The 24,833-nt window shown below is 70.4% G+C and carries 18 protein-coding genes and 1 pseudogene; 5 read left to right on the forward strand and 14 right to left on the reverse strand.

The genetic code is table 11. From position 1 onward, the window contains the following. Window positions 1-348: 348 nt before the first annotated feature. The 5 genes and pseudogenes from AB0J69_RS25000 to AB0J69_RS25020 form a co-directional block, all read right to left on the reverse strand. Window positions 349-1,341: a GNAT family N-acetyltransferase gene (locus tag AB0J69_RS25000; protein ID WP_364121603.1), complete on the reverse strand. Its 993-nt coding sequence runs from the start codon at window positions 1,339-1,341 to the stop codon at window positions 349-351. A gap of 118 nt (window positions 1,342-1,459) precedes the next feature. After that, window positions 1,460-1,648, reverse strand: a pseudogene (locus tag AB0J69_RS25005) (site-specific recombinase); the annotation flags it as partial. 4 nt (window positions 1,649-1,652) lie between these two features. Further along, window positions 1,653-2,909: a hypothetical protein gene (locus AB0J69_RS25010; RefSeq protein ID WP_364121604.1), complete on the reverse strand. Its 1,257-nt coding sequence runs from the start codon at window positions 2,907-2,909 to the stop codon at window positions 1,653-1,655. 457 nt (window positions 2,910-3,366) lie between these two features. Further along, complete coding sequence (locus AB0J69_RS25015) at window positions 3,367-5,781, reverse strand: glycoside hydrolase family 2 TIM barrel-domain containing protein (protein ID WP_364121607.1); 2,415 nt, start codon at window positions 5,779-5,781, stop codon at window positions 3,367-3,369. A gap of 223 nt (window positions 5,782-6,004) precedes the next feature. Further along, a complete protein-coding gene (locus tag AB0J69_RS25020) occupies window positions 6,005-6,991 on the reverse strand; it encodes a LacI family DNA-binding transcriptional regulator (protein WP_364121609.1) in 987 nt (328 codons plus the stop codon). Window positions 6,992-7,267: 276 nt separating this feature from the next. On the opposite strand from AB0J69_RS25020, the gene AB0J69_RS25025 reads away from it, so the two are divergent. From AB0J69_RS25025 to AB0J69_RS25045, 5 genes are all read left to right on the forward strand, one after another. Further along, on the forward strand, window positions 7,268-7,477 hold the full coding sequence (locus AB0J69_RS25025; protein WP_364121612.1) for a hypothetical protein: 210 nt from the start codon (window positions 7,268-7,270) through the stop codon (window positions 7,475-7,477). A 119-nt stretch (window positions 7,478-7,596) separates the two neighbouring features. Further along, the gene (locus AB0J69_RS25030; protein ID WP_364121615.1) at window positions 7,597-9,783 is read left to right on the forward strand and encodes a hypothetical protein; all 2,187 of its coding nucleotides are present in this window, start codon (window positions 7,597-7,599) and stop codon (window positions 9,781-9,783) included. Window positions 9,784-10,035: 252 nt separating this feature from the next. Continuing rightward, window positions 10,036-11,187, forward strand: coding sequence for an extracellular solute-binding protein (locus tag AB0J69_RS25035; RefSeq protein WP_364121618.1), 1,152 nt, complete (start codon window positions 10,036-10,038; stop codon window positions 11,185-11,187). Further along, a complete protein-coding gene (locus AB0J69_RS25040; RefSeq protein ID WP_364121621.1) occupies window positions 11,184-12,119 on the forward strand; it encodes a sugar ABC transporter permease in 936 nt (311 codons plus the stop codon). The genes AB0J69_RS25035 and AB0J69_RS25040 overlap by 4 nt, the downstream gene beginning before the upstream one ends. 29 nt (window positions 12,120-12,148) lie before the next feature. Continuing rightward, window positions 12,149-13,027, forward strand: coding sequence for a carbohydrate ABC transporter permease (locus AB0J69_RS25045; protein ID WP_364121624.1), 879 nt, complete (start codon window positions 12,149-12,151; stop codon window positions 13,025-13,027). Between the two features lie 84 nt (window positions 13,028-13,111). Here the strand turns inward: AB0J69_RS25045 and AB0J69_RS25050 are convergent, their stop codons facing one another. The 9 genes from AB0J69_RS25050 to AB0J69_RS25090 all read right to left on the reverse strand — a co-directional run bounded on the left by AB0J69_RS25050 (window position 13,112) and on the right by AB0J69_RS25090 (window position 24,831). Further along, entirely contained in the window at window positions 13,112-14,053 is a 942-nt protein-coding gene (locus AB0J69_RS25050) for a hypothetical protein (RefSeq protein WP_364121626.1), read from the reverse strand. Window positions 14,054-14,249: 196 nt separating this feature from the next. Beyond that, a complete protein-coding gene (locus AB0J69_RS25055; RefSeq protein ID WP_364121629.1) occupies window positions 14,250-14,762 on the reverse strand; it encodes a flavin reductase family protein in 513 nt (170 codons plus the stop codon). Then, window positions 14,746-16,053, reverse strand: coding sequence for a coproporphyrinogen-III oxidase family protein (locus tag AB0J69_RS25060; RefSeq protein WP_364121631.1), 1,308 nt, complete (start codon window positions 16,051-16,053; stop codon window positions 14,746-14,748). The genes AB0J69_RS25055 and AB0J69_RS25060 overlap by 17 nt, the downstream gene beginning before the upstream one ends. After that, on the reverse strand, window positions 16,050-18,665 hold the full coding sequence (locus AB0J69_RS25065; protein ID WP_364121634.1) for a hypothetical protein: 2,616 nt from the start codon (window positions 18,663-18,665) through the stop codon (window positions 16,050-16,052). The genes AB0J69_RS25060 and AB0J69_RS25065 overlap by 4 nt, the downstream gene beginning before the upstream one ends. Continuing rightward, on the reverse strand, window positions 18,662-19,756 hold the full coding sequence (locus AB0J69_RS25070) for a ThiF family adenylyltransferase (protein ID WP_364121637.1): 1,095 nt from the start codon (window positions 19,754-19,756) through the stop codon (window positions 18,662-18,664). The genes AB0J69_RS25065 and AB0J69_RS25070 overlap by 4 nt, the downstream gene beginning before the upstream one ends. Window positions 19,757-19,772: 16 nt before the next feature. Next, entirely contained in the window at window positions 19,773-20,999 is a 1,227-nt protein-coding gene (locus AB0J69_RS25075; protein ID WP_364121640.1) for an HEXXH motif-containing putative peptide modification protein, read from the reverse strand. A 10-nt stretch (window positions 21,000-21,009) separates the two neighbouring features. Then, window positions 21,010-22,227 (reverse strand): HEXXH motif-containing putative peptide modification protein, encoded by a 1,218-nt coding sequence (locus tag AB0J69_RS25080; protein WP_364121643.1) that lies wholly within the window; start codon window positions 22,225-22,227, stop codon window positions 21,010-21,012. Beyond that, entirely contained in the window at window positions 22,220-23,497 is a 1,278-nt protein-coding gene (locus AB0J69_RS25085) for a hypothetical protein (RefSeq protein WP_364121646.1), read from the reverse strand. The genes AB0J69_RS25080 and AB0J69_RS25085 overlap by 8 nt, the downstream gene beginning before the upstream one ends. Next, a complete protein-coding gene (locus AB0J69_RS25090; RefSeq protein WP_364121649.1) occupies window positions 23,494-24,831 on the reverse strand; it encodes a tetratricopeptide repeat protein in 1,338 nt (445 codons plus the stop codon). Before AB0J69_RS25090 ends, AB0J69_RS25085 begins: the two co-directional genes overlap by 4 nt. Window positions 24,832-24,833: the final 2 nt, after the last annotated feature.

Below are 24,833 nucleotides of genomic sequence, written 5' to 3' on the forward strand. Positions count from 1 at the left end.
TTGCCGGTGGCGCGGTGGACGGCGTTGGCGACTGCGGGCGGCCACACTCGTGACGCCGATCTCGCCCAGGCCCAGCAGCCCGAGCGGCATGGTCGGGTCGGGCTCCTCCAGGTAGTGGACGTCGATCGGTGGGATGTCAGGCGTGCACGGGGACGTGGTACTCGGCCAGGCTCGGGTTCATGATCCGTCCGGTGCGTGGATACACCAGAGCGCCGCTGGTCGCGGAGGAACCGGGCGATGAACCTCGCCTGCCCGGCCCGCGCGCCGAGCCGCGTCTTACCCGACCGCCGCCTCGATGTGGTCTCGTCCCGCCCGTGCGCGTCACTCTCGGCTGGTGCGGCCGGGCGGTCAGAGGTCCATCGGCTTGCGGTAACGGACGTGCTCGTTCCGCCGCCGGAACCCCACGCTCTCGTAGAGGTCATAGGACCGATAGGGGTTCGCGCTGCCCGTGCAGAGCCGGGCGCTCCGCGCTCCGTGCTCGCGCAGGCATCGCAGCCCGTCCAGCAGCAGCGCCCGGCCAAGGCCGCGGCGTCTCCACTCTGCCCGGACGCTCAGCTCCTCGACCTCGCCCACGGTACGGTCCCGCCGGCGGATGACGCACAGCACGGCACCGACCAGGCGCTCGCCCTGCCGGGCCGCCCGCCAGCAGGTGGGGTCGGCCGCGTCGAGGAAGCTCTCGAAGGGCCACTCCTCGATGAAGGCCACGTCCGCGTACGAGTCGACGACCGTCTCCCATGCCGCGCGGAAGGCGTCCGGCCCGATGGCGCCCAGGCGGATGCCGGGGGGCAGCCGTTCGACGGCGGGGAGCCGGCGCAGGTCCGCCAGTTCCAGCTCCACCAGGCTGAAGACGCGCCGGTAACCGGCCTGGAGCAGCAGCGCCGTCGCGTCGTGCTCGCCGTCCATGGCGTTGGCGCCGAACACGGCCGACCGGGCGGTTCCGTGCCGGCGGACGAGCCGGCGGACGCGGTCCTCGGCCCAGCCGAGCATGGCCGAGCCGACGCCCCGGGCGCGGTGTCCGGGCAGCAGGTGACCACGGTGCAGGTAGACCCACGTGCCGTCCCGTTCCTGCCACCACCTGACCGTCGCGTGACCGACGACGCGGCCGTCCCGCTCCACCAGGAGCTGGTCCTCGGCGGGGTCGTCGAGCGTCCGGCAGGACTGCGCGAGCTCGGCCGCCGTGGGAATCCCCTCCACGACCGACCCGGGGTCCATCCGGTCCCGCTCCGCGCACCCCAGCCGTACCGCGGCCATCGCCTCGTGGTCCGCCTCGCCCCGCCGGTGGGGCCGGAAGACGTACCCGAGTGGCCGCTCCGCGAAGCCGCCTGCGCCGCTCGCATCCACGTCGGGGCCTCCCCGTGATCGTCTTCCCCCAGAGTAGGCCGTGCCTGCGGGCCGGAAGAACCCGTTTTTCCGGAGGTGGCCGAGCGACATCCCCGGGGGCATCGGGTGAGACGCGGGTGTAGCGGGCCAGGCCGGCGACGGAGGCGTGGCCCGAGTAGGCCAGGAGGGTGCCGGTGTCGGCGCCGTTCTCGGCGGCGTGGGTGAGGGCGGAGTGCCGTAGGTCGTGCAGCGTCCGCCCGGGCGCGTCCGCGAGGTCTTCCGGTTCAGTGATGTCGGGGTTGGCCAGCGGGCTGGTACCTACTGCAATGCCCTCAGGTGGCCGGGAGCCGGTCGAGCGTGCGCATCAGCGCGGCCCGGCCCGCGCGCAGGGTGCCGGCCAGGTCGGTTTCCGCCGGCCCTTGCCATACGAGCCGGACGACGACCGCCCCGCGCCGCACGGCCAGCGCGACGTGCGCGACCGAGTCCCAGTGCGTCGGTACGGCGGGCAACCTCGCCCGTCGTACCGCGAAGCTCTCCAGCTCTCCGTGCCAGCCACCCCTGGTCAAGGGCTCCTTCCGGTAGGGGATCCGGACCGGTTCCGCCACGTCGGACTTGTCGCAGGGCTGGCGGCCGGGCTCGCCGAGGGTGTTCGCGCGTCCGCTGTCGGCCGTGATCAGCATCCGGCGGGTCTGCTCCGCCGTGGCGGCGCCGGGCAGGTGCAGGATGTCCTCGCGTACCGAGACGCGGCCTGCGAGGATCCGGCTGACCGTGGGCACCGTGGCGGGCAACGGCTTGTCGACCGTGTACGTGCACGCCAGATCGAGTTGTTCCGGGAGCCCGGCCCAGAGCTTGACGTCCGCGCCGTACGCCGTGGGCGGCGGCAGCGCCGCGGCCAGCACGCTCACGCCGGGCTGCGGCTCGGGCACGGGCGTGATGTCGGCCCGCCGGCCCCCGACCGCGGTCAGCACGCCGGTGACCGCGGCCATGCCCTGCCCGATCCAGTACGGGTCCCGCTGCCCGCCCTGCTCGACGGGCCACGACCACCACACCTCGACCAGGAGGTGGCCGCGGGCGGCCACGATGTCGGCCGTGGTGAACTCGGCCCCGTCCTCGGTGATCTCCACCTCGGTGTTCATCAGCCGCGTCCCGGACCAGCCCGCCCGGCTGAAGGGCAGCGCGACGGCGTCGGACGGGCCGGCCACGCACTGGTCGGCCACCCCCCGCGCAGCCCGCGCCGCCGCGACCGCCCCGTCCGGCGTCAGGACCCAGAACCTCACCCTCAGCGACGAGGGGAGCTCGGCCACCCGCAGCACCGCGGCGTAGGCGGGCACGCCGAGCGGGGGCACGCTGCCCTCTCCCCGGCACGTCCAGAACAGCGGGGAGTGCATGTGCCAGGCGACCCACCGTCCCTCGATCAGGCTGCCGTCGTCGAGGTGGCCACGCAGCCGGTCGGCGACCTGCTCGATCGAGGCGGCGGCATCCGGTGGCGCGTCGTACGGCGGCGCGGCCGGCAGCCGGCAACCGAAGGCGATCAGCAGCAGCGCCGCCGCCATCGCCGGACCGAGCGCACGCCACCTCGAGCGGATCACACCTCTACGACGCATCCGGCCGCACCGGGGTTCTCTTCGGGGCATCGCCGATTCCCGGATGATGCGCGGGCAGGCCTTCGCGGGCGCACTCCGGGAGGGCCCGCGGCGCCCCGCCGCACCGCCCGGGACACACTGGAACTGATCCTCATCCGATCCGCCCGGGATCGAGCCCTGTCCACGAGGTCGGAGGTTGGACGGGAGCGGGGCCGAAGAGCCGGTCCTGCTCGTCGGCGTCGAGCCGGCTGGAGATGCTGCTGGAGGTGCCCGAAGGCCGGAAAGGGATCCCCGACGGCCGACACTGTTCCGGCTGTACGCCGGACGGCCACCCACGACACTGTCGGCTCGCCGACGCTCTCAGTTGGACCGCCCTCCAGATGTCGAGCGGCGAGAGGAGCTGACCTCCGCCCTGGATGAGGGCGTCTTGCCGGGGCGACGGCGGCGCGGAACTGCTCTGCCGTTACCGGTCCGGCTTTCCGACCGTGACCAGCACTTCGACCGGGTCGCAGTCTGGGGCGACGGCGGTCAGGCGGATGGTGCCGGGCGCGGTCGGCTTCACCACGGCGAGGGCGCGGCCCTGGTAGGTGCGGTGCTCTGTCGAGTCGAAGCGTTCCTTGTTCGCCGGGTCGGCGCTGCCGAAGCCGATCAGCGTTCCGTCACCGGCGACGTTCACCCGCACGGGCCGGTCGGCTGCGGGGTGCGGTGTCCCGGCCGCGTCGACCAGGGTGAAGGCGATGTAGGCCAGGTCGCCGACGTCGGCCGTGATGACCGGTCGTTCGGGTTCGGCGTGCAGCACGATGGGTCCGGTCGCGGTGCGCAGGACGTCGCGGCCGGATTCGACGCCGTCGCGGTAGGCGATCGCGAGCAGCTCGCCTGGTTCGTAGGTGGTCTCGAACTCGGCGCGGAACCTGTGGTGCTCGCCGACCGGTCTGCGTCCCAGGGAGCGGCCGTTGACGAGGAGTTCGACCTCGTCCGCGTCGCCGTACACCTCGACGATGATCGGGGCGCTTTCGTGGCCGGGCCAGGTCCAGCCGGCGATGGTGTCGCTCCAGGCCCATCGGCTGCTGATGACGGTCTTGCCGTGGTGTTGTGGCCGCTGGACAGCGAGGTAGGGCTGGTCGCGCAGGCCGAAGACGATCTCCCGGTAGTAGGAGACGGGAAGCCGGTGGCCGGTGATGTCGATGTCCCCGCAGCCGGCCAGCAGGTACGGATACGGCGCGGTGAACGTGGGGCGGGGGGTATCCGGTGTGACGTACTGTGGCCGGCCGATACCGGCCTCGCCCAGGTAGTCCCAGCCGGTCCAGGTGAAATCGCCGATGACGTGGTTGTGCTGTTCGACCAGTCGCCAGTTGTCGTCGATGCGGGTCGGGAAGGTCTCGGTGCCGAGGATGATCCGGTTCGGGAACAGTGTGCGGTCGCTCTCGTAGCGGATCTCGGAGTAGTTCATCCCGGCCACGTCGAGCAGGCTGTAGGACTCGGCGGTGCGGGTGGTCACCAGGTCGGAGGCGGCGACGGCGTTCACGTCGAAGCCGCTGTCGGCCATCAGGGTGTTGATCCCGGTGTCGTCGCCTTCCTGGGCTCGCAGGTCGGGCAGCAGGGCCAGGAGGTTGTTGATCCCGTTGGTGAGGAAGCGGGTGTCGTCCAGCGCACGGACCTTCTCGGCGAGTCTGCGGCCCCATATGGCCCCGGTGGCCGCGCCGGTTTCGGGAATCTCGTTGCCGAGGGAGTAGAGGATGACGCTGGGATGGTTGAAGTCCTTGGCCACCATCGCCTCGAGGTCGCGTTCCCACCATTCGGGAAAGTCGAGGCTGTAGTCGAAGGGGCTCTTGCTCCAGGTCCACATGTCGAAGGCCTCATCGACCACCAGCATGCCGAGGCGGTCGCAGGCGTCGAGCATCGCGGTGCTCATGGGGTGGTGCGACATGCGGACGGCGTTGAATCCGGCGTTCTTGAGCAGCCGCACGCGGCGTTCCTCGGCTTGGGCGAACGTCGCGGCGCCCAGCGGTCCGTTGTCGTGGTGCACGCAGGCGCCGCGCAGTTTGACCGTCTCACCGTTGATCCGCAGCCCGTGCTCGGGGTCCAGGCGCAAGGAGCGGATGCCGAAGGCGGCCTGCACGGCGTCGATGTCCGTAATGGACACCGCGCACGTGTACAGCGCGGGCGAGTCCGGGCTCCACAGCGAGGGGTCGCGGACGTAGAGGCGCCGGCGGGCGATGGCCGGCTCGTGGGGTTGCACCGTGATCGGCGCGGTGTCGGACGCGACGGCGGTTCCCGCGGCATCGCGGATCTCGGTGACCAGTTGGACGGTGCGCAGGTCGTTGGAGTCGTTCTCGATCGTGGTGGCGACCTCCACGACCGCGCGTTCGGTGTCGATGTCCGGGGTGGTGACGTGGACGCCGTCCGGGCTGATGCGGACGACCTCGCCGATGAGCAGCCAGGTGTCGCGGTAGATGCCCGCGCCGGAGTACCAGCGCGAGTCCTGGTGGGTCCGGCATTCCACGCGGACCTCGTTGTTCTCGCCGAATCGCAGGAACCGGTCGGCGTCGATGAGGAACCGCGAGTATCCGTACGGGCGTTGCCCGGCGTAGTTGCCGTTGATGAACACGGTGGCGTCCCGGTAGACGCCCTCGAACTCCAGCATGATCCGCTTACCCCGGTGCTCCCCGGGTACCAGGAACGTCTTGCGGTACTCGTAGGTCCCGCCGGGGAAGTAGGCGGTCGCGGCGCCGTCCGTGGTGGCGTCGCGGTCGCGGGTGAGCATCGCGTCGTGCGGCACGGTCACCGGCTCGAACGGGACCGCGGTGCCGGCCAGTTCGGCGAACGGATTGACCTTCGGGCGGAACTGCCAGTCGTCGTTGAACGATGTGCGGATCACGGCACTCCTCGGATAAGAGTTTCACCTCCGCGCAGCCCCGGATCGGCTGGTTGGAGCCGTCCGCGCCGAAGCGGGGTGCCGGCCGCACGCGAAGGTTGCCACTTTCGGGGGGTAGAGCATCAGCGCGATGGCCCGGGAGTCGCCCAGCGAGCGCGACTCGATCGGCCAGAGGTGGCACCTTGGGCCAATGCTCGCTTCTGCGGTGTTCGCGTTCCAGGGGACGTCAGCGGGGAGCGGCGGTGGAGCGCCGGACGACCAGGCTCGGAATGACCGAGAAGTGCACCGGTGATGTGCGGCCTTCGATGCGCTCGAGCAGGAGCCGTCCGGCCATCCGGCCCATGACGACTCCGTCCTGGTTGACGGTGGTCAGCGCGATGTTGGGGTGGGCGGCCAGCCTGGTGTTGTCGTAGCCGGCCACGGAGACGTCGTCCGGGACGGACAGGCCCGCCTCGTGCAGCGCGGCCAGCACGCCGAGCGCGGCCTCGTCGGAACCGGCGAAGATCGCGGTGGGGCGCGAATCGCGGCTCAGCAGCTCGCGTGCGCCGTCATAGCCGCCTTCCTCCGAGTACGAGGTGACGGCGACGGCGATCTCGTCGGCGAGCCCGTGGTCCCGCATCACCCGCTCGTAGGTCTCGGCTCTGATGCGCGGCATCTGGTCGGCCGCCCGTCCGTGCTCCTGCTGGAAGGTGATGTGCCCGATGCGACGGTGGCCGAGCGTGATGAGGTGCTCCATGACGAGCTCGGAGCCGACCCTGTCGTCGTCGACGATCAGGTCGTACACCGGTGAACTGTCGTGGCGGCCCAGCACCACGGTGGGGAATTCGCGTGCCACCTGCTCAAGCTGGGTGCGGCCGACGAGTGGAGCGATCATGAGGATGCCGTCCACCTGCCGGTCTATCAAGGCGTCCAGGGCCCGTTTCTCGGTCTTGTCGAGGGTGCCTCCCTGGATCATGATCGCTTGGTAGTCGGACTCGGCGAGCTGATCCACCAGACCGGTCATGATCTCGGCGTAGAACGGGATCCCGATGTGCCGCATGAGCACGCCGATGGTGAACGCCCGCCCGCGCAGCGCCCGCGCAGCGGCCTGGGGGCGATAGCCGAGCTCGTCGATGGCCCGCCCGACGCGGTCTCGCATGGCGTCGCTGACCCCGTAATCGTTCCGGATGACCTTGGAGACCGCCGCCTTGGAGACCCCGGCGTGTTTCGCCACGTCGGAAATGGTTACTCTGCGTCGTCGCTCCGGCGCGACCATGGGCATCCCCTTCTCCTCCAGCCGAGTCCTGCCGATCCTACGACGTCGAGATCATCGTGCATGTAGACCGGTTTATGAAGACTAGCGGATGACGCAGATCGTGAGCGCATGGCGAGCAGATACGCCGTAGACCGGTACACGTTTTTCCTTGACCTGCGCGCGACGTAACGGCTACGTTAACTCGCACTCGGGGCCCGTCCCGGCCCTCGCAGGCGATCCAGGTCGCCCCGGAACATGATCGAGAGACGAATGCGCACCTTCCCCGACGGCTTTCTCCGGGGTGCGGCGACCGCACCGCGCCAGGTCGAGGGCAACAACGTCAACAGCGACTTCTGGGCGCAGGAGGAGCGCATGCCAGGGGCCGATCGCAGCGGCGACGCCCTCGGCAGCTACCACCGATGCCACCTCACCTCGCCGAGATGGTTCGCCGAGGAGGGCGGCTGACCGAGAACGGCATCGCGACCGGCGACGACTCCCGGCGCGTGGCCTGCACCACCGGCGCGCTCCCCGCGCTGTCTGAGAGACCTCAGCAGCTGAAACTCAGGATTCAAGGAAAGGCGAGGATGTCCGAAGCAATCGACCGGCGCCGGCTCGTGCGACGGCACAACCCCGTGCTGACGTCCGCGCACCCCGCTGACGTCCTCACGGTCGGCAACGGTGACATCGCGCTCACGGTCGACATCTCCGGGCTGCAGACGTTCCCGTCCTTCCACGAGCTGGTCCCCGACCCGCACCGCGTCGCTCACGACGGGCTGTCCGGCCTGCCCGAGCAGCGCCCGCGCGTCTTCGACGCCGGCGACTTCCAGATCCCCCTGCGCACCCAGTCGACCTGGGGCTGGTACGAGACGCGCACCGGCCGGGAGCTCCGGCTGGAGGACGCGGCCACCCGGTACGAGACGTCCCGCGGCCCGGTGCCCTACCTCGACCGCATGGGCCTGCAACGGGCCGGCGACCCGATCGCCGAGGAGTTCGTCGCGGGCGCGTGGTACCACTTCAATCCCCGCCGCGCCCACCTCGGCCGCCTGGCGCTGGTCCGCCCCGACGGGACGGGGCTCGACGACCCGGCCGCGTTGACGAACGTCCGCACCGAGCTCGACCTGTGGACGGGAACGATCCACGCCGCGTACGTCCTCGACGGCGAACGCGTCCACGTCACTACCGTCGCCGGCCCGCGGGATCATCGCTTCGCCGTGCGCATCGAGTCCGGCCTGCTGCCGCGCGGGTGGGGCGTCGCCTGGGTGTTCGACGATCAGCCGGACGACCTGGCCGCCTTCGAACTGCCGCTCGCGCAGGAGACGGTCTGGAACCAGTGGACGGAGCGCCACTGGCACGCGCGGCGCACGGTGGAGGCGCTGACCTACGGCGTAGGCGTCCGCACCACCGGCAGCCTGCGTGAAGGGGCCGACTCGGTCATCGCGCATACGGGCGCCACCGTTCTCGAGGTCGTGGTGACGCTGACGCCCGATCAGGACCGGCAGCCGGACAAGGACGACTTCTCCGCCGTCAGCGCGTCCGCGCGGACCTGGTGGGCGGAGCACTGGAGCACCGGTGCCGCGATCAGCCTCGCCGGCAGTACGGACACACGCGCCGCGGAACTGGAACGCCGCGTCGTTCTCTCGCAGTACCTCACAGCCGTCAACAGCGCCGGGGGCACGCCTCCCGCGGAGTCCGGTCTGACGTACAACACCTGGTCGGGCAAGTTCCACCTCGAGATGCACTGGTGGCACGCGGCGCATTTCCCGATGTGGGGCCGGGGGCACCTGCTGGAGCGCAGCCTGCACTGGTATCACGGCGCCCTGGAGGCGGCGAAGGCGACCGCCCGCCGGCAGGGGTATCGTGGGGCCCGCTGGCCGAAGCAGACCGACCCGTCCGCGCGCGAGTCGCCGAGCAACATCGGCGTCTTCCTGCTGTGGCAGCAGCCGCATGTGATCCACCTGCTGGAACTGCTGCGCGGCGAGGGGCGCGAGGAGCCGTTCCTGCGTGAGCACTACCCGCTCGTCGAGGCGACCGCCGACTTCATGGCCGACTTCGCCGAGGAACGCGACGGGTCCTTCGTGCTGCCGCCTCCGCTCATCCCCGCGCAGGAGAGCTACCTCCTCGACCGGGCGACGAACGCCGATCCGACCTTCGAGCTGGCGTACTGGTCGTGGGCGCTCGGCGTGGCGAACGAGTGGAGAACCGAGCTCGGTCTCGAGCCGAGCGAGCGGTGGGACCGGGTGGCGCGGAACATGCGCCGGCCCGCCTTGCTCCCCGACGGTACGTACGCCGCCATCGCGACGTCCCCGTGGCTCATCCGGAAGGATCACCCGTCCATGCTCATGGCGCTGGGGTGGCTGCCGGACACCGACCTCGTGGACCCGGCCACGATGTCGGCGACGCTCGATGCCGTATGGGAGCGCTGGGACCTGCAGTCCAGCTGGGGCTGGGACTACCCGGTCATGGCGATGACCGCGGCCCGCCTCGGCGATGTCGGCCGGGCGATCGACGCCCTCCTGCTCCCGTCGCCGAAGAACGTGTTCCTCCCCAACGGACACAATCCGCAAATGCCGGGATTCCTCACGATCTATCTCCCGGCGAACGGAGGGCTGCTGGCCGCGATGGCGCACCTCGCCACGGCGGTGAACCAGGGGGCGGAGCTTCCCGACGGCTGGATCCTCACGTCAGAAGGGCTGGGCGCGCTCCCCCGCCCCAGCGTCCTGAGCGGATCTTCATGGACACGGAAGGAGAACGGTCGGCCGGCAGCCGACTGACAGGGCCAGAACCACTTCATCGGCATTGCACGGCGTCCACCGGAAATGCCGGGGCGGGCATCAAGAATGGCCGCCTCCCATCCAAGGCTTCCAGAGGCGAGGACCATGGGTACGACATTCACAGCACGCGGCGCCCGTCGCCGCACCATCATCGCGACCGCGGGATCGTTGGCGGTCGCCGGGGCGTTTGCCCTGGCAGGCTGTTCGTCATCCGGCGAATCCACCAACACCGGGGACGCCGGACTGACCTTCATGAACCAGTCGCGCGGGCAAGAGGCCGCGCTCACCCAGCTCGCGCAGCAGTACACCAAGAAGACCGGCGTCAAGATCACCATTGACACGCCCGGGCCGGCCGACTACCTGCCCAAGCTGCAGGCGAAGGCGCAGTCCAGGTCCATGCCCGACATCTATTCGTCCTTCGACGCGTCCCAGATGGCGCCGTTCTACAAGGCCGGCTGGGCGATGGACCTCTCCGCCGAGTTGAACGCCGGCTGGAGCAAGAACTTCAGCCCCGCCGTGCTCAAGATGTCGACGTTCCAGGAGGGCAACAACCTCGGGGTCAAGCCCGGCATCTACTCGGTGCACTGGGAGACGCAGACGTACGGCTTCCTCATCAACCCGGCGCTGACCGGAATGTCGGCGGAGAAGCCGCCCGCGACGACGACCGAGTTCATCGACGCGCTCGCCGCGAAGAAGGCGAAATTCTCCATCGCGGCCTCGCAGACGCCGAACGTCATCCAGGGCCTCGCCTCGAACTGGCTGACGGACGCCGAGATCGAAGCCACTCTCAACGGGAAGGCGAGCTGGAAGCAGGACGGCTGGCGCAACGCCTTCCAATTCCTGCTCGACCTGAAGAAGGCCGGCGTCCTCGCCGACGACTCCATCCCCGGCGGCCAGGACGACCATCCGAACGTGGAGTCGTCCTTCTTCACGCAGTCGATGGGCGCCATCTTCGACGCCGCCCCCGGCATCGCGGTCGGCCTCAGGACGAATCCGGAATTCGACGACTACTTCTCCACCGGGCTGCCCAAGGCGCCCGGAAGTGTCCATGACCCACGCTCGCCGGGTGTCCCCGGCAAGGGCGCGGTGATCAACCCGAGGGGCGGCCATCCCAAGGAGGCGCTCGCGTTCGTGAAGTGGCTGACCGAGCCCGAGCAGCAGGCGGTGTTCGCCAAGACCGCTCGCATCCTGCCCAGCAACCCGGAACTCCTCGCCGGCGCGGACATCCCTGACCAGCTCGCGGGCTTCGCCGCCGGCGTGAAGACCATGCAGGTCATGTCGACCACCTTCACGCCTGACGTGATCACCGCGATCAGAGCGGAGTCCCAGCGCCTGGTGCTGGGCGAGACGACGGTGGACGAAGCGCTCACCACCATCCAGGCGGCGCAGGACCGTACGTCATGACGACGCAGCACCTCGCGATTCCCGCACGGCGTCCGTCCCGGGCGCCGCGCGGGAGGCGCGCTCTCCGGCGCAACCTGATCGGCTGGCTGTTCCTGGCGCCGGCCGTCGCGCTCGTCGGGATCTTCACGATCACGCCGTTCGCGCAGGCCATCCTGCTGAGCTTCCAGTCCTGGGACGGCGTCAGCCCCGACACCCCATGGGTGGGGCTGGACAACTACGACTTCGTCGCCTCCGACCCGATCTTCTGGGCGTCCATGCGCAACGTCCTGTTCTTCGGCGTCGTCGGTTTCGTCGTCGGCAACGGAGTCGCCCTGGGCATGGCGCTGGCCGTCAACAGCGTCACCCGGGGCAAGACGTTCTTCCGCACCGTCTTCTACCTGCCGGGCGTGCTGTCGGTGGTCGTCGTCGGCCTGCTGTTCTCCTTCATCCTGGCCCCGGGTTCCGGCATCCTCAACCGGCTGCTCGGCCTGGCCGGTCTGGGCGCGCTCCAGCAGAACTGGCTGGGCGACCCGGCCGTCGCGCTGCCCGCCGTGGCGGCGGTGTTCGTCTGGTTCCACTGGGGGTTCGGCTTCCTGCTCTTCCTCGCGGGCCTGCAGGACGTGCCGAAGGAGCTGTACGAGGCCGCCGAGCTCGACGGCGCGAACCGCTGGTCGAAGTTCCGGTACGTCACCTGGCCGCAACTGGCCCCGGTCACGTCGATCGTCAGTCTTCTCACGCTGCTCGCCGCGCTCCAGATCTTCGGGACCGTGCAGGTGCTGACCAACGGCGGGCCCGGTCACCACACGATGGTGCCGACCCTCGCGATCTACAACGAGGCGTTCGTCAACTGGCGTTACGGCAGTGCCGCGGCCATGTCGGTCATCTTCGGCGGCGCACTCGTGCTGCTGTCCGTGGTCCAGCTCGCGATCACCAGGCGGAGGTCCCGCGTATGAGCAGTCGGATGGGGAAGGAGGCCGGCGCGATGTCCGTCGCATCAGTACCGACCAGCACCACCGAAGGGGGGACTCGTCCACCTCGACGAGGAGTGCGCCTCGACAAGGTCGGCCTGTACGGACTGCTGGGCGTCGCCGCGCTGATCGCGCTGTTTCCCCTGCTGTGGATGGTGTCCGGATCCCTGCAGAGCCTCACAGAGCTGCTCTCGAACAAGAGCTTCCTGCCCGCCGACCCGCAGTGGCACAACTACGTGACCGCTTGGGTCCACGGAGAACTCGGCGTCTACCTGCGCAACAGCGTGCTCTACACGGGATCCGCCGTCATCGGCATCCTGCTGGTGTCCAGCCTCGCCGGGTACGCACTGGCGCGGCTCGACTTCGCGGGCAAGGGCGTGTTCACGTTCGTCATCCTCGCCGTGATGATCATCCCGGCGCCCGCCATGTTCCTCGCCCAGTACAAGCTGCTCATCTCGCTGAACCTGACGAACAACCCCGTGGGCTACGTGCTGATCCTCATCACCTCGGGCATCCCGATGTCGACGCTCATCATGCGCAGCTTCTTCGTCAGCCAGCCTCGCGCCCTGGAAGAGGCGGCCGCGCTGGACGGCGCCGGCCCGCTGCGCATCTTCTGGAACGTGATCCTCCCGCTGGCCCGGCCCGGCCTCGCCGCCGTGGCGGTCATCCAGGGGCTGGGCGCGTGGAACGAGTACCTCATGGCGCTGGTCCTGTTCGAGGACAACTCCCTCATGCCGATCCAGCGCGGCCTGACCGCCTTCACCTCCGCCGAGACACCACAGCAGCAGATCCTCCTCGCCGCCACCACCATCTCGATCGTGCCAGTCGTGATCTTCTACCTGATGGCGCAGCGGCACATCGTGAAGGGCATCGGCGCGGGCGCGATCAAGTAAGCAGGGCCGCCGGCACCGCGGATGCGCACTTGATGCACCCGTTGGCGGCATGAGGACATCCCCGTGGACGTCCTCGGCGAGTGGCTAAGCCGGATGCAGAAGCTCCTTGCGCCTGGTCAGCAGTTGGGAGCGCTCGGCCAGCAACTGGGCGTGGCGCGCCTTCAGGTACGCCTCGGTGTCGCGCACCCACTGCGCCAGCTTCTTCACCTCGGCCCTGGTCTTCTCGATGCGCTGATGCTTGAGCACATCGCTGATGATGTTGTCGAAGAACGCGTCCACGAACCACCGCGTGTCCACCTTGGGCATCACCGGCCGGGCCGCGATCCCGGTGTCGGCCAGCTCGCGGGCGAAGACGTCCAGAGCCCGCTGGGCATGCCAGGCGGCCTTGTCGGCGCTGGTCAGCTTGTCGTGCTCGTAGGCATCGGCGATCAGGCCGCCGCCGAACACGTCGAAGGTTGAGGCGTTCCTGGCAGAGTCGAGGAAGCGCAGCACGACGCCGAGCGCCTCGCTCGCGCCCTGCCCCGCCTGGCGGGCCTCCTCACACTCGCGCAGCTCGGCGCTCAACCGGTCGAGCGCGGCGCCGAGGTCGGCCAGCTCCCGCGCGCGCGGATCGCCGCTCCGGAGGAGCTGCTGCTCCTTCTCGGCCAGCAACTGGGCGTACTCCCGGGACGCGGGGTCGAGCACGGCCAGCTCGGCGGCGGCCGCCGCCACATCGGCTTCGAGCTGCGCCAGTCGGGCCCGGTGACCGTCCACGCGTTCCCTGGCCACCACCGCCTCGGCGCGCTCGCGCTCCAGCCGCTCCTCGCGGTTGCCCAGCATGCGGGCCAGGACGGCGGACAGCCCGCCTTCCAGCCGGGCGACGTCACGCTCCTCCTTGACCAGCTCGAACTCCAGATCCTCCAGGGTGCCGCGGACGTCCTCGATCTGTTGCGCGGTGGTCTCACGCAGGCGCCGGACGTGCTCGGCGCGGTGCATTCTGGCGGCCGCCTCGCGCAGCCGCTCGTCCAGCTCCGGGGAGAGAGTCACGCAATGACGACGAACGGGCCGGACCGGACGTTCCACACAGATCGCCGGGTTGACGGGCGCGGAGGGGACCAGCCGCCCACTGCGCGCCGTAGGGAACGGCGAGCTTCGTCGCGCCGCCCGCACGACCTTCGTCCCGGTCAGGAGGTCGAGCACCCGGCGCCGGTCCCCCACGAAGGGCACCCCGTCCCGCCGCCGATCAGCCGCCCGCCACGAACGTGCCGTAACGCCGGTCGTGACGGAGCAGCGGCTCGCCTCCGCCACCGAGTGCGGCCTCCACGAGGGCGACCACGATGGTGTGGTCCCCCACCCGCATGTGGCTCTCCGACGTGCACAGGAAGACGGCGTGGGCGTGCGCCAGCACCGGGCAGCCCTCCACCTCGGCCAGCGCCGCGTCCGCGAACTTCTCCCGCCCCGCGCCCGCGAACGTGATCGCCGTCTCACGCTGGTCGGAGGCGAGCACGTTCACCGTGAACCTGACGCCCGACCGGATGACCGCGAACGTCCCCGAGCCGTCGCCGAAGCACAGGACGAACCGCGGCGGGGACAAGGTGAGCGGGGTGATCGAGGTCATCGTCATCCCGGCCAGCACGTCCCCGGCTCTCGCCGTCACCACGCAGACCCCGCTGGGCAGGCGGGCGAAGGCGGACCTGAACGCCTCCCTGGAACAGCTCGCCCGGCCCGCCACCCCCACCTCAGGAGCGCTGGTCACGAGGCGATCCGCTCTGCGATCTGGCGTAGGAGATGAGCCGGCGGTGCCAGGTACGCCCCTGTCCCGTGAGATGGACGGCGTCGGGGCCGACCTCGATCAGCCCGCCACCGGCCAGCTCCGCCATCTCGTCCCGGAAGTCGTCCAGCAGAGTGGAACCGAACGCGTCCTCGTACACGCGGAAGTCCACCGAGTAGTAATGCAGGGCGTTGAACAGGTAGCGTTCGCGGCGTTGGCGCGCGGTCATCCGAGGGGAGACGAACGTGACGAGGTGCTCGCCGCGCCGCACCGCGTCCAGGTAGGCGTCGGTGTTCTTCGCCGTGGCGAACCTGTGGTGGTTGACCAGGCCGTACGCGCCCGGCCCGACGCCGAGCACCTCGATGTCAGGGCGGCGGTGCGTCCAATGGTTGTAGCGGTTCTCGTATCCGGGCTTGGCAAAGTAGTCGAACATGTACATCTCGAAGCCGGCTTGTTCCGCCGTCTCGACAACGTCCTCGTACATGCGCTGCACCGCGGGGGCGCTCGTACCGAGCATCTGAGGGACCTTGCCACGCTCGATGAGGCGTTGCTGCGGTGTTCCCTCGTGCACCCGGTACTCGTAGATGGTGAAGTGGCGGACGTCCAGCTCACCCAGCTGCTCCAGGTCGCGCTGCCACACTTCGCGGCGCTGGCCGGGCAGGTTGTACATCATGTCGAACTGGACGTTGTCGAAACCGTGCCGCTTCAGCTCGTGCAGGGCCGAGATGCTCTGGTCCGCCGCGTGCGGGGAGCCGATCGTCCTCAGGGTGTCCGGGTCGAAGGACTGCACGCCCAGGCTCACCCGGGAAATGCCGGAATCGGCCACGTAACGGCTCTTGTCTGGGGTGAAGTCGGACGCGTTCCCCTCCAGCGTGATCTCGCAGTCATCGGACAGGGAGAAGTTCGTCTCGATCGCCCTCATGACGCTGCGGAGGTGCTCGGTGCTGAGGATGGATCCCGTGCCGCCGCCGATGTAGACGGCCCGGACCCTGCCGGTACGCCACCTGCGGTAGGAGGCCCACCGCTCCAGGTCGGCGACCAGCGCCGAGACGTAGGCGCTCTCCATCCCGCGAGGGTCGCGCGGTGACAGCAGGTTCACGAAGTACGGGCACGCGCGGCACCTGACGCGGCAGAACGGGATCGAGATGTAGAGAAGGAAGTCGCCGCCCACCTCGTCCACGGCGAATCGTTCGGCCACCACCCGGTGGCCGTCCGTGTTCTGGTCGAGCGCCGGCAGTGACGGCAGCATGGCGGGCCATCTTTCGATCAGGGTCATCTGCTCTCCGAGAGTTGCTTGGCGAGGCCGCCCGGCGCCCTGATGACGATCGCGGGCTGGTTCGCCGACCAGCGGGTCAGACAGGCGCGGACCTCGTCGGCGCCCACCGCGTCGACGCCGGTCGAGAGCGCCGCGCGGGTGCCGTCGTCCGCCACAGCGTCGGCCGCCCTCGTGGCCAGGGGCGGGGTCCGTACGAGTGCGTTGCACGCCGCCGATCTTGCGACGCGTACCTCGTACTCGTCGGGCTCAGCCGCGTATTTGACGGCGTCCACCACGTGGGCGAGCGCGAGGTGCGCGTCCGGGGTCCCCATGAACGCGATCGTCATGGCGCCGAGCCACCAGATCGGTTCAACGCGGCTTCCGTGCGCGCCGAGGGCCCGAACGGCGCCGTAAAGGCGACGGCGGATCATGCAGGCGGCGACGATCTCGGCCGCCGATCCCCGCCGCACAGCCTCCGAGCCTTCGAAGGCGAGCACCGCGCTGCCCGGAGCCGTCACTACGGCGTCGTCTGGTTTGAGCGGATCGAGCCTGTCCGGCGGCAGCGCGCGGCGGGGGGTGCCGAGTTCCAGCCACCCTTCCGTCTCGTCCGGTCCTGTCGAATCGCCGGTGAGGACGATCGTGCGGGGCCTCGCCGCCAGGTCCCTGAGCATTTCCGCGACGGCGCACTGATCGGCGGCGGCGGGCGCGTGGCGGATGAGGTACAGGGCGGCGGCCGAGCCCGACACCTGGGCCACGGCCGCGTCGTGCGGGCGCCGCGCCGCCGCCAGACCACTGGTCCGCCGCCCGGCCCGCAGGCATGCCTGCACCACCTGATCGGGGGCGTTCTCGAGGAACAACAGCCGTTGCCGCACCCACGCGCGGACGTCCCGGGCGTCTTCCGCGTGGTGGGTGATGGTGATGCGCAACCGCGCGTCGTACCGGTCCACGTCACTGCCCGCCGCGCGCACGACCGGCTCGACGGCGCTACGCCACCGCTGTGCCTCGAACACGGCTCCGACGCTCCTCACCATCGGGAGCATGGTGTCCGGCAGCCCCTTGAGCACGATGTCGATCACGACGTGAGCGACGCCCTGGGTGTCGGTCCGCCAACTCCACACGTCAAGCTCGTCATCAACGCGGCTCGGACCGCACAGCGCCGGCGCCTCCGCCCGCATCGCCGGCAGCCTGGACAGGGAAGCCTCGGCCGTCCTCCGGCCGGGCGTAGACGGGGTCTCCCGGCGGGGCGCAGGCGGGGGCTCCCCGCGGGGCGCAGGCGGGGGCTCCCGGCGGGGCGCAGGCGGGGTCACATGGCGTGCGGGTGACAGGCGGGCGAAGCGCGACGCGTCACCGGGCAGGAGACCGAGGATCCGGTCGGGGTCGTCGAGTACCTCCTGGACGTGGCGTTCCCTGTCGACCGCGCCGAGGGGGTCAGCACCGTGGACGATCGGGCCCACCACGTCGAGGACCAGTCGTACTTCCCACGGCTCCGGTGGGCTCGTCCGGCCGCTTCTGTCGCGTAGGTCCAGCAGTACGGTGCGGGCCGTCGCGCGGATCGCGTCGGGGCCGAAGGGTGACCCTGACAGGACCTCGGCGAGGTCGGACAGCACCGGTAGGGGCTCCGTTCCCTGAGGGCAAATCGCGCCGGCCGTCAAAATGGTGTGCGGGTAGTGCGTGTGCACGCCGGTGGCGGGCGAGATGCCAACCCCGCTGTGGCGGGCGAACACGCCGCGCAGGTCCGAGCGTTCGTCGCGGATCATCGTCTGGGCGAGGATCTGGGCCCGCATGACGGCACCGTCGTCCGCCGTTGGCTCCAGCGGCACGGCAACGACGGCGTGCGGGGCCGTGGCCGTCCCGTTTTCGTCGCGGGGCCGCGAGCCCAGATCAGGCGCCGGGGGTACGGCGGGCGGTAGCGGGTCTGGGCTCGCGGGCCGGTCGAGGAGCACGGCACGGTGGAAACACGATGCGGAGATCGGGCCCACGGTGAGGAGACAGGCCCGCTCCGGCCGGATGTACGCGACGTGGTAGCGGCGGGCGTCCTCGGCTCGCACGCGGAGGAGTTCGTGAGGATCGTTGCCCTGGGCGCGCAGCGTGCGGAGGGCGGCGGGCGAGTACAGGACGCGGGCCGCGGCGTCCACCGTGGCCGAACGAGGGTCTCTCGCCCGCGCGTTCGCCTCGGCCCAGACGACGCCCCCCACGGCCCCGCCCTCGACCGAGATCGCCTCCTCGGCGAACGTGTGGTCGTCGAGGAGGGGACGGAAGGCGCTGTCCGTCAGCACGGAGGCCAGGACCTCGGCCATGTCCGGCGACTGCGTCGCGGCCACCAGGCTCAGGTGGTCGGGGCCGGTGAACGCGTTGAGAAAGGAGACGTTGCCGGCGTTCAGCAGGGATGGGAACAGGTGCCTGTCGGGGTGGTCGCGCGAGCCGCAGCCCATCCAGTGCTCCAGCATGTGCGGCACACCGGCGTGTTCGTCCGTTGGCGTGGCGAAGGCCAGCGCCACCGCGAAACCGTCGGACGGGGTGTTCACGTGGACGTGCCGCAGGCCGGTGGCCGCGTGCGTGTAGAGCGCGACGGTGCCGGCGGGCAAGGCGCGGGCGGCCTGGAGCGTGAACCGCCGGGATTCCGCGGAGCTCATGAGTCCCCCTGACCGGTACCGGCACGGCCTTCACCACTGCAGACGGGGCACTCGGGGTGCGGCCGCAGCGGCCGGATGGCGGAGGTGCTGTCCGGCCTCCACTCCCACAGGGCGTTCACGGTGATCGGCGGGCCGAGCCGGCCCAGGTATCGGAGGACTTCCATGGTCGCCACGCTGGCCGTCACGCTCGCCCACGGGGCGAGGCTGCCGGAGGTGCCCCGGGGCAGGCGCCGCAGCCGTTCCACGACCGAGGGGAAGTCGGGGCGGGCCTCGGCCTGCCCGGCCCATTCGCACATGGGGCAGGCGCTCTGCCCGGGGAGGTAGAAGGGGCCGACGCGCAGGCCGCTGGGGTGCAGTAGCGGGCGGCCCACCGCGCGGCAGGCCTCGGCGAGCCACTGCCGGATGAGCCAAACCGGCTGGTCGGCGGCGCCGACGACGAGGTCGGCGTCCGCGACCAGCTCGGCGATCGAACCCGCGTCCGTGACGGTGGCTTGCACGGGACGGACCCGGCAGCGGGGGGCGAACCGGCGTAGCCGTTCCTCCGCCGCCTCGACCTTGGGCCGGCCGATGTCCGCCTCGTCGAACAGGATCGACCGGTTGAGGTTGGACGCCTCCACCACATCCGGATCGACGACGACCAGTTCGCCCACGCCGCAGGAGGCCAGGCCGTACAGGAGCCAGCTGCCCATGCCGCCGGAGCCGACGACGACGACGCGGGCGCCGAGGAGGCCCCGCAGGCGCTCGTAGCGCGAGGGCCCGCCGGCCGTCTCGAACTCGGAGAAGTAGTGCAGGGTTCGGTCGTACCGTGCCAGGTCGGCGTCGGTGAGGCCGGTGTCGCTCGGAGCGGTCTCGAGGAATCCCGCGTTCCTGCACAGGTCGAAGATCTCCTGTGCCCGGCCCCCGTCGCCGGACAGCCGACGTTCGCCGTCCGTGACGCCTTCGGCCAGCAGGTGCATGATCTGTTCTTCCCGCTCGGCGAACGGCGCGATGCGGAGAGTTCTCCTGCCCAGGCGGAGGATCAGCGACTCTGGCATCGGCAGCAACTGCACGCGTCCTCGCAGCCGCCACGCGGTCGCACTCCCTGTTGTCATGATCGTGTACACCCTCCTACGCTTCGGCGATCGTGCACATCTCGCCGTAGAGCAGCTCGCCACGGGGTGTCGGTGTCGTACGGGCGAGCAGTAGGTCGAGCCCCGTCCTGAGGTCGCTCAGCACTTCCTGGTAGCGGCGGGCGGCGCGCTCGTCGTGATCGGCAAGCCGCCGGTGGAACTGGGCGATCCGGGCGAACACGAACGTGCCGTGCAGGATCTGGTGCATGGGACGCGGGTCCTCACGCCACGGTGAATCGACCAGGCCCTCAGCCGCTTCCGCCATGACCGGATCCTGCTCCAGAAGGAGGGTGAGGCGGTGGTGGCTGGTCTCGTGGAGGATGTGCTCGGCGGTGATCAAGGTGTCGGAGAACGGCGCGATGTGCTCGCTCATGAACAGCGCGCCGAAGAAGCCCGTGTCGGTGAAGGTCGAGACCAGGCGGCTGCGCATGGGGACCACGAGGGCTATGTGCCGGCGGAACTCGGTGGCGAACGCGTCACAGGTGTCGTCGAGCAGGTCCACGGCACGGTCGAGGTAGTCCCTGGTGGCCGTGTCCACCGGGTCGAAGGGGGCCAGGTCGCGCTGCGGGTAGCCGGGGATGGCGCTCTTGGCGTTCTGGGAGCTCATGAAGCGCGTCAGCCACGGATCGGTGGCGTCCACCTCCGTCCCCTGGCGGAGCACGATGTGCGGATGGAAGGTCGGCGACGCCTCTCGGCGTCCGGCGAGGAAGGACTCGGTGTCCACGTCCGAGGTCGTGCCACCGGCCGTCAGCCGGATCGAGGGGCCCTCGAGCGTCATGGTCACGTGAGTGGCCGGTTCTCCTGGGAGTGTGAAATGCCCGGGGTGGCCGGGGAGACGGAGCTCGCCGTGGCCGAGGAGCGGCAGGCGTACCGGCTGGTCCGGGAGGGCGTTCTGCCGGATGGCCGCGACACACAGAAAGCGCCCGAAATGCTCCATGAGGTCTTCGAGCTCGCCGGTACGGCGAGCTGCCACGGCGGTGCGCACCTTGGCCCACCAACTGGAGAACAGCGGGCCACCCACGATCGAGGCTCGCGTCTCCTCCGGCAGCTGGTGGAAGATCTCCCACCACAGATCGATGCCTGCGGCACTGCGCTCACCGACGCGGTCGAGAAGTTTTGGCAGCACCCGCATCACGCCGGTGGCCAGTCGATCATGGTAGTTGTCGAGGAGATCGCAGCCCTCGGAGTCGTTCACCGCGAGCAGGTCCGGCGCGGTGTGAGACATCACTGACATGTCATTGTCCAATCGCCTGGTCAGAGATGAGAGCGGACGTGATCGTGTCCGCGGAACGGCGGAAGCCGTCACATTGCGCCCGGCCGAACGGCGTGAGCCGGACCGACGAGTCGATCAGGTCGAGCGCTTCCGCCTGCATCTCCAGGACTTCGCGCAACCGCCGTGACCAGGCGGGGCTGTCGAACACACGTCGCGCCCGATCATGAAACTCCGCGATGCGCGCGAAGACGAACGCACCGTGCACCAGGCCGTCCACCGGTCTCGGGGTCTTCCTGTACGGCGAGTGCAGCCGGTCGGATGGCAGGTGGTCGTGGAAGGGGCGCAGCGTGAACACGGCGTTGAGCCGCAGGTGGCTCGTTTCGTGGATCAGGCGCTCGGTCGCCACGACGGGGTCCGCCAGGTCGGTCCTGATGAACAGCAGCCCGTCCAGCGCCGTGTTGCTGAAGGCGACGGTGTCGCGGCTGTGGATTGGGACAATCTGCTGGACGATGGCGCGGATCTCACCCGCCATCTCCGGCCACACGCTGTCGACCCTGTTCACGGCGCCGGCCAGGTCGGGCGCCGCCTCGGCCGCCTTGGCCACGGACACGTCGCCCAGCCCGCCCTCGGCCGAGCTGTTCTCGTTGGCCCGCCGGAGGTAACCGGCGATCCACGGGTCATCACCCGACACCAGGATGTCGCCGGGGAGCCGTTCAAGGGGCTCAGCGTCCGGAGGTGTCTCGTCGAACGCCAGGCGGATGACGCGGGAGCCGCCGACCAGTTCCAGGAGACCGGCGCGCGAGGAGGCGATGGCCGAGGGCGCGTCCACGCGTATCCACCAGTACATGCCCGGCAGCCAGAGGTGGCCGTTGGCGTCGACCGGGAGGGCGACGTCGCTGAAGGAGATCCGCTCGGTCAGCAGCGGGCGTATCAGGAAGCGCGGCAGGTGCGCGGACCATCGCGCCAGCGGCTCCCACTGCGCCTCCCGATACAGCACCGACAGGCGATGCCACCAGTACCCGAAGAGCGGTGCCTTGACGACGTCACGCTGCCCCCCGGGGGAAAGCCGATCGAACAGGGTGATCGATCGCATCAGGCGCTCACCGGCGTCTCCCAGCAGGCGCGCGCTGAGCGCCCTGGCCACGGACGTGACGGCCGTCCGCCGTTTGTCCCAGGCCATCTGCTGGTAGTGGTCGCCGTCCGTGACGCAGGACAGTACTGATGGCCCGGCGTTATGCATGGCTCTTTTCCTTGATCGGGATACTGAAACTGTCCGGAGACGGTGGATCGGGCAGCCGGTTCAGCCGCTCGCGCGCCCAGGCCCGCAAGTGACCGTCGCCGCGCCGTTCGGTAACACGCAGGACGCCCTGCAACGCGGTGATGGAGTACGGGTCGATGTCGATCGCGGTCATCAGCGCGTCCAGGGCCGCGTCGGTGTCGTCCAGGCGCAGGTGGCAGTGGGCCATGAGCGTCCAGGAGACCGCCGCGAAGGGGGATCCGAGCCTGGCGGCAACGTAGAACGAGTCCAGCGCCTGCGCGAAGCGCTCCAGCTTGAACAGGGCGTAGCCGAGGTCGCGGTGCGCCCTGCTGTCGGCGGGATCGAGCGCGGTGAGGTCGCGCATGCGCTGCAGGGACAGCTCGGTGTCGCCCCGTCCGGCCGCCTCCCTGCTGCGGGTCTCCAGCACCGCGCGCAGGTTCTCGTCTCTGGCCAGGCGGCGTTCGGCGGTGTCGTCGGGGGCGGACCTCGCGAGTTCCTCGCACCGCGCGAGCATCTCGGTCGCCTCGTCGAGCCGGCGGTCGAAGAACGGCGCGAAGCTGCACGCCCGCAGCGCCGCGCTCCGCAGGATCACGTCGTCGCCCTCAGTCCCGTCGAACGCGGCCAGGTCAGTCAGCGCCTGCCCGGCCCAGTGGCCTACCGCCCGCGCATCCCGGTCCACCCGTGCATGATGGACCGTGATCGCCATCGCCGCCACGAGTCGGGAACGCGGTGAAACGGCCTGCTCGTAGGCGTGGCGCAGCAGGCTGAGAGCACGCTCGTCCGCGCCCCTGTCACTCTTGTAGATGGCGCTGGCCCTTTGCAGGACCAGCGACACCTCCACGTCGCCGAGCGGCCGGTCGAGCGGGAGGTCACGCAGGCGTTTCTCCGCCTCGCCGTAGAAGCCCAGCCGGATCAGCAGGTTCACCAGCAGTGACCGGAGGTGTGGAGGCTGGTCGTCCCAGATGGTCAGGCGCTCGCACAGCTGCTGCCAGCGCGCGCTCCGCCGCTCCTCCGCCAGCCGCTCAGGCGTCCGCGCCGTGTACGCGCTCAGCCTGGTCTCGCGTACGACCCGCTCGCGCAGCCCTGCGACCGGGTTGCTCTGGAACACGGCCGTGACCTGCTCCCCGGCGGCCATCGCCGTGGCGAGGTGGGCCAGGATCCGGTTGTGCAGAGCACCCCCGGAACCGCCGAGGTCCAGGTAGGCGCGAACCGGATGCACGGTCGGGATGAGGTCGAGGTCGATCGCCGTCATGCGCTCCTCCCGGATGCCTGGGGACTCTCCTGGGCCAGCCGCCGGCGCCAGGCCATGACCCAGCCGCGATGCCAGTCCAGGACCTCCGGCCGCCCGGTACGGGAGGCCAGGCGCCTGGCCCCGCCAGCCGCCCGGTGGTCAGCGGGGTCGGCCCGTACGGCCTCGACGTACTCCGCGAGTGCGGACGGGAGGTCGCCGAGCGCCTCCAGGCACTGTGCGACGGCCACACGCGCGCGCAGGGCGTGCGGCAGGCCGAGGGCCACCGCACGGCGGAACGCGGTGAGCGCGCCTTCGTGATCGCCGCGTGCCCGGTGGGTCGTGCCCAGGTTGTAGTGCACCTTGCCGTCGTAGGGGTCGAGTTTCGTGAGCTCGGTCGCGTACGCTACGGCCAGGTCCAGGTCACCGCGCTCACGGGCGGCACGACTCCTGGTCTCCAGCAGCGGGTGCAGGTTCTGGCGGAACAGAAGCAGGCCGGGGCGGTCTTCCATTCCCTGGCGGGCGAGCTCCTCGGCCACGTCAAGTTCGTGTGCGGTGCGCGCGTGGTCACCGCGCAGGAACGGCTCGTAGCTGACCGCCCGCCAGTAGGTGCTGCGTAGCAGCCGGCCGACGGGGGTGTCGTCCCGTTCGAGCCTGCCGACGTGCGTCGCCGACAGCTCACGCAGTTCCTGGACGGCTGTCAGGTCCGGCGCCCTGCCCCGTGCCGCCTTCACGAGCAGCGTGAGGGCGGCGGTCAGGCACACGCGGGCCGGCAGGGCGGTGGACCGGGCGATCAACGAGAGGACCCCGCGATCGGCGTCCTCCGTCTCCGGTCCCGGCCGCGCTCTCGACAGGGCGTGGCCGCGTTTCATGGCCGTCCTGGCCGCGAGGGGATCGGTGGTGATGCTCGCGGGATCGGGCGACGGGAGCATGCGCAGCGCCGCCGCGTCCAGGTCCAGCGCGCTCAGCAGCACTCCCAGCCGAAAGCGCTGTTCGCCGCTCAGCTCTGGCGCGTTCGTGTACAACTCCACCAGGCGGGACCAGTCGGAGGTCCATTGGTCGCGCGGCAGGCCGTCCGGCTCGTCGTGGTCGAGGCCGGGCCGCCCGGCGCCGCGGGCGATCGCCGTACGGAATCCGCGCGGGGGGTGGAGCTGGAGGGGCGAGGCGGGAGCGTCACGATCGAGATCGTCGTACGCCTCCAGCACCCCCGCCGCGTGCAGGGAACAGGTGCTGGGGCGGTGTAGGCCGAAATACGGGCTGAGCAGCCACAGGTCCCACCTGGCCGGCACGCCCGGCACCTCGGGTTTCGCTCCGCTGGGAACCGTGAAGTACGTCGGTCTCGCGGGAACGGCCGGCATGA

The sequence above is a fragment of the Nonomuraea sp. NPDC049709 genome, from assembly GCF_040674815.1.
In the GTDB taxonomy this organism is placed as follows: Bacteria; Actinomycetota; Actinomycetes; order Streptosporangiales; family Streptosporangiaceae; genus Nonomuraea.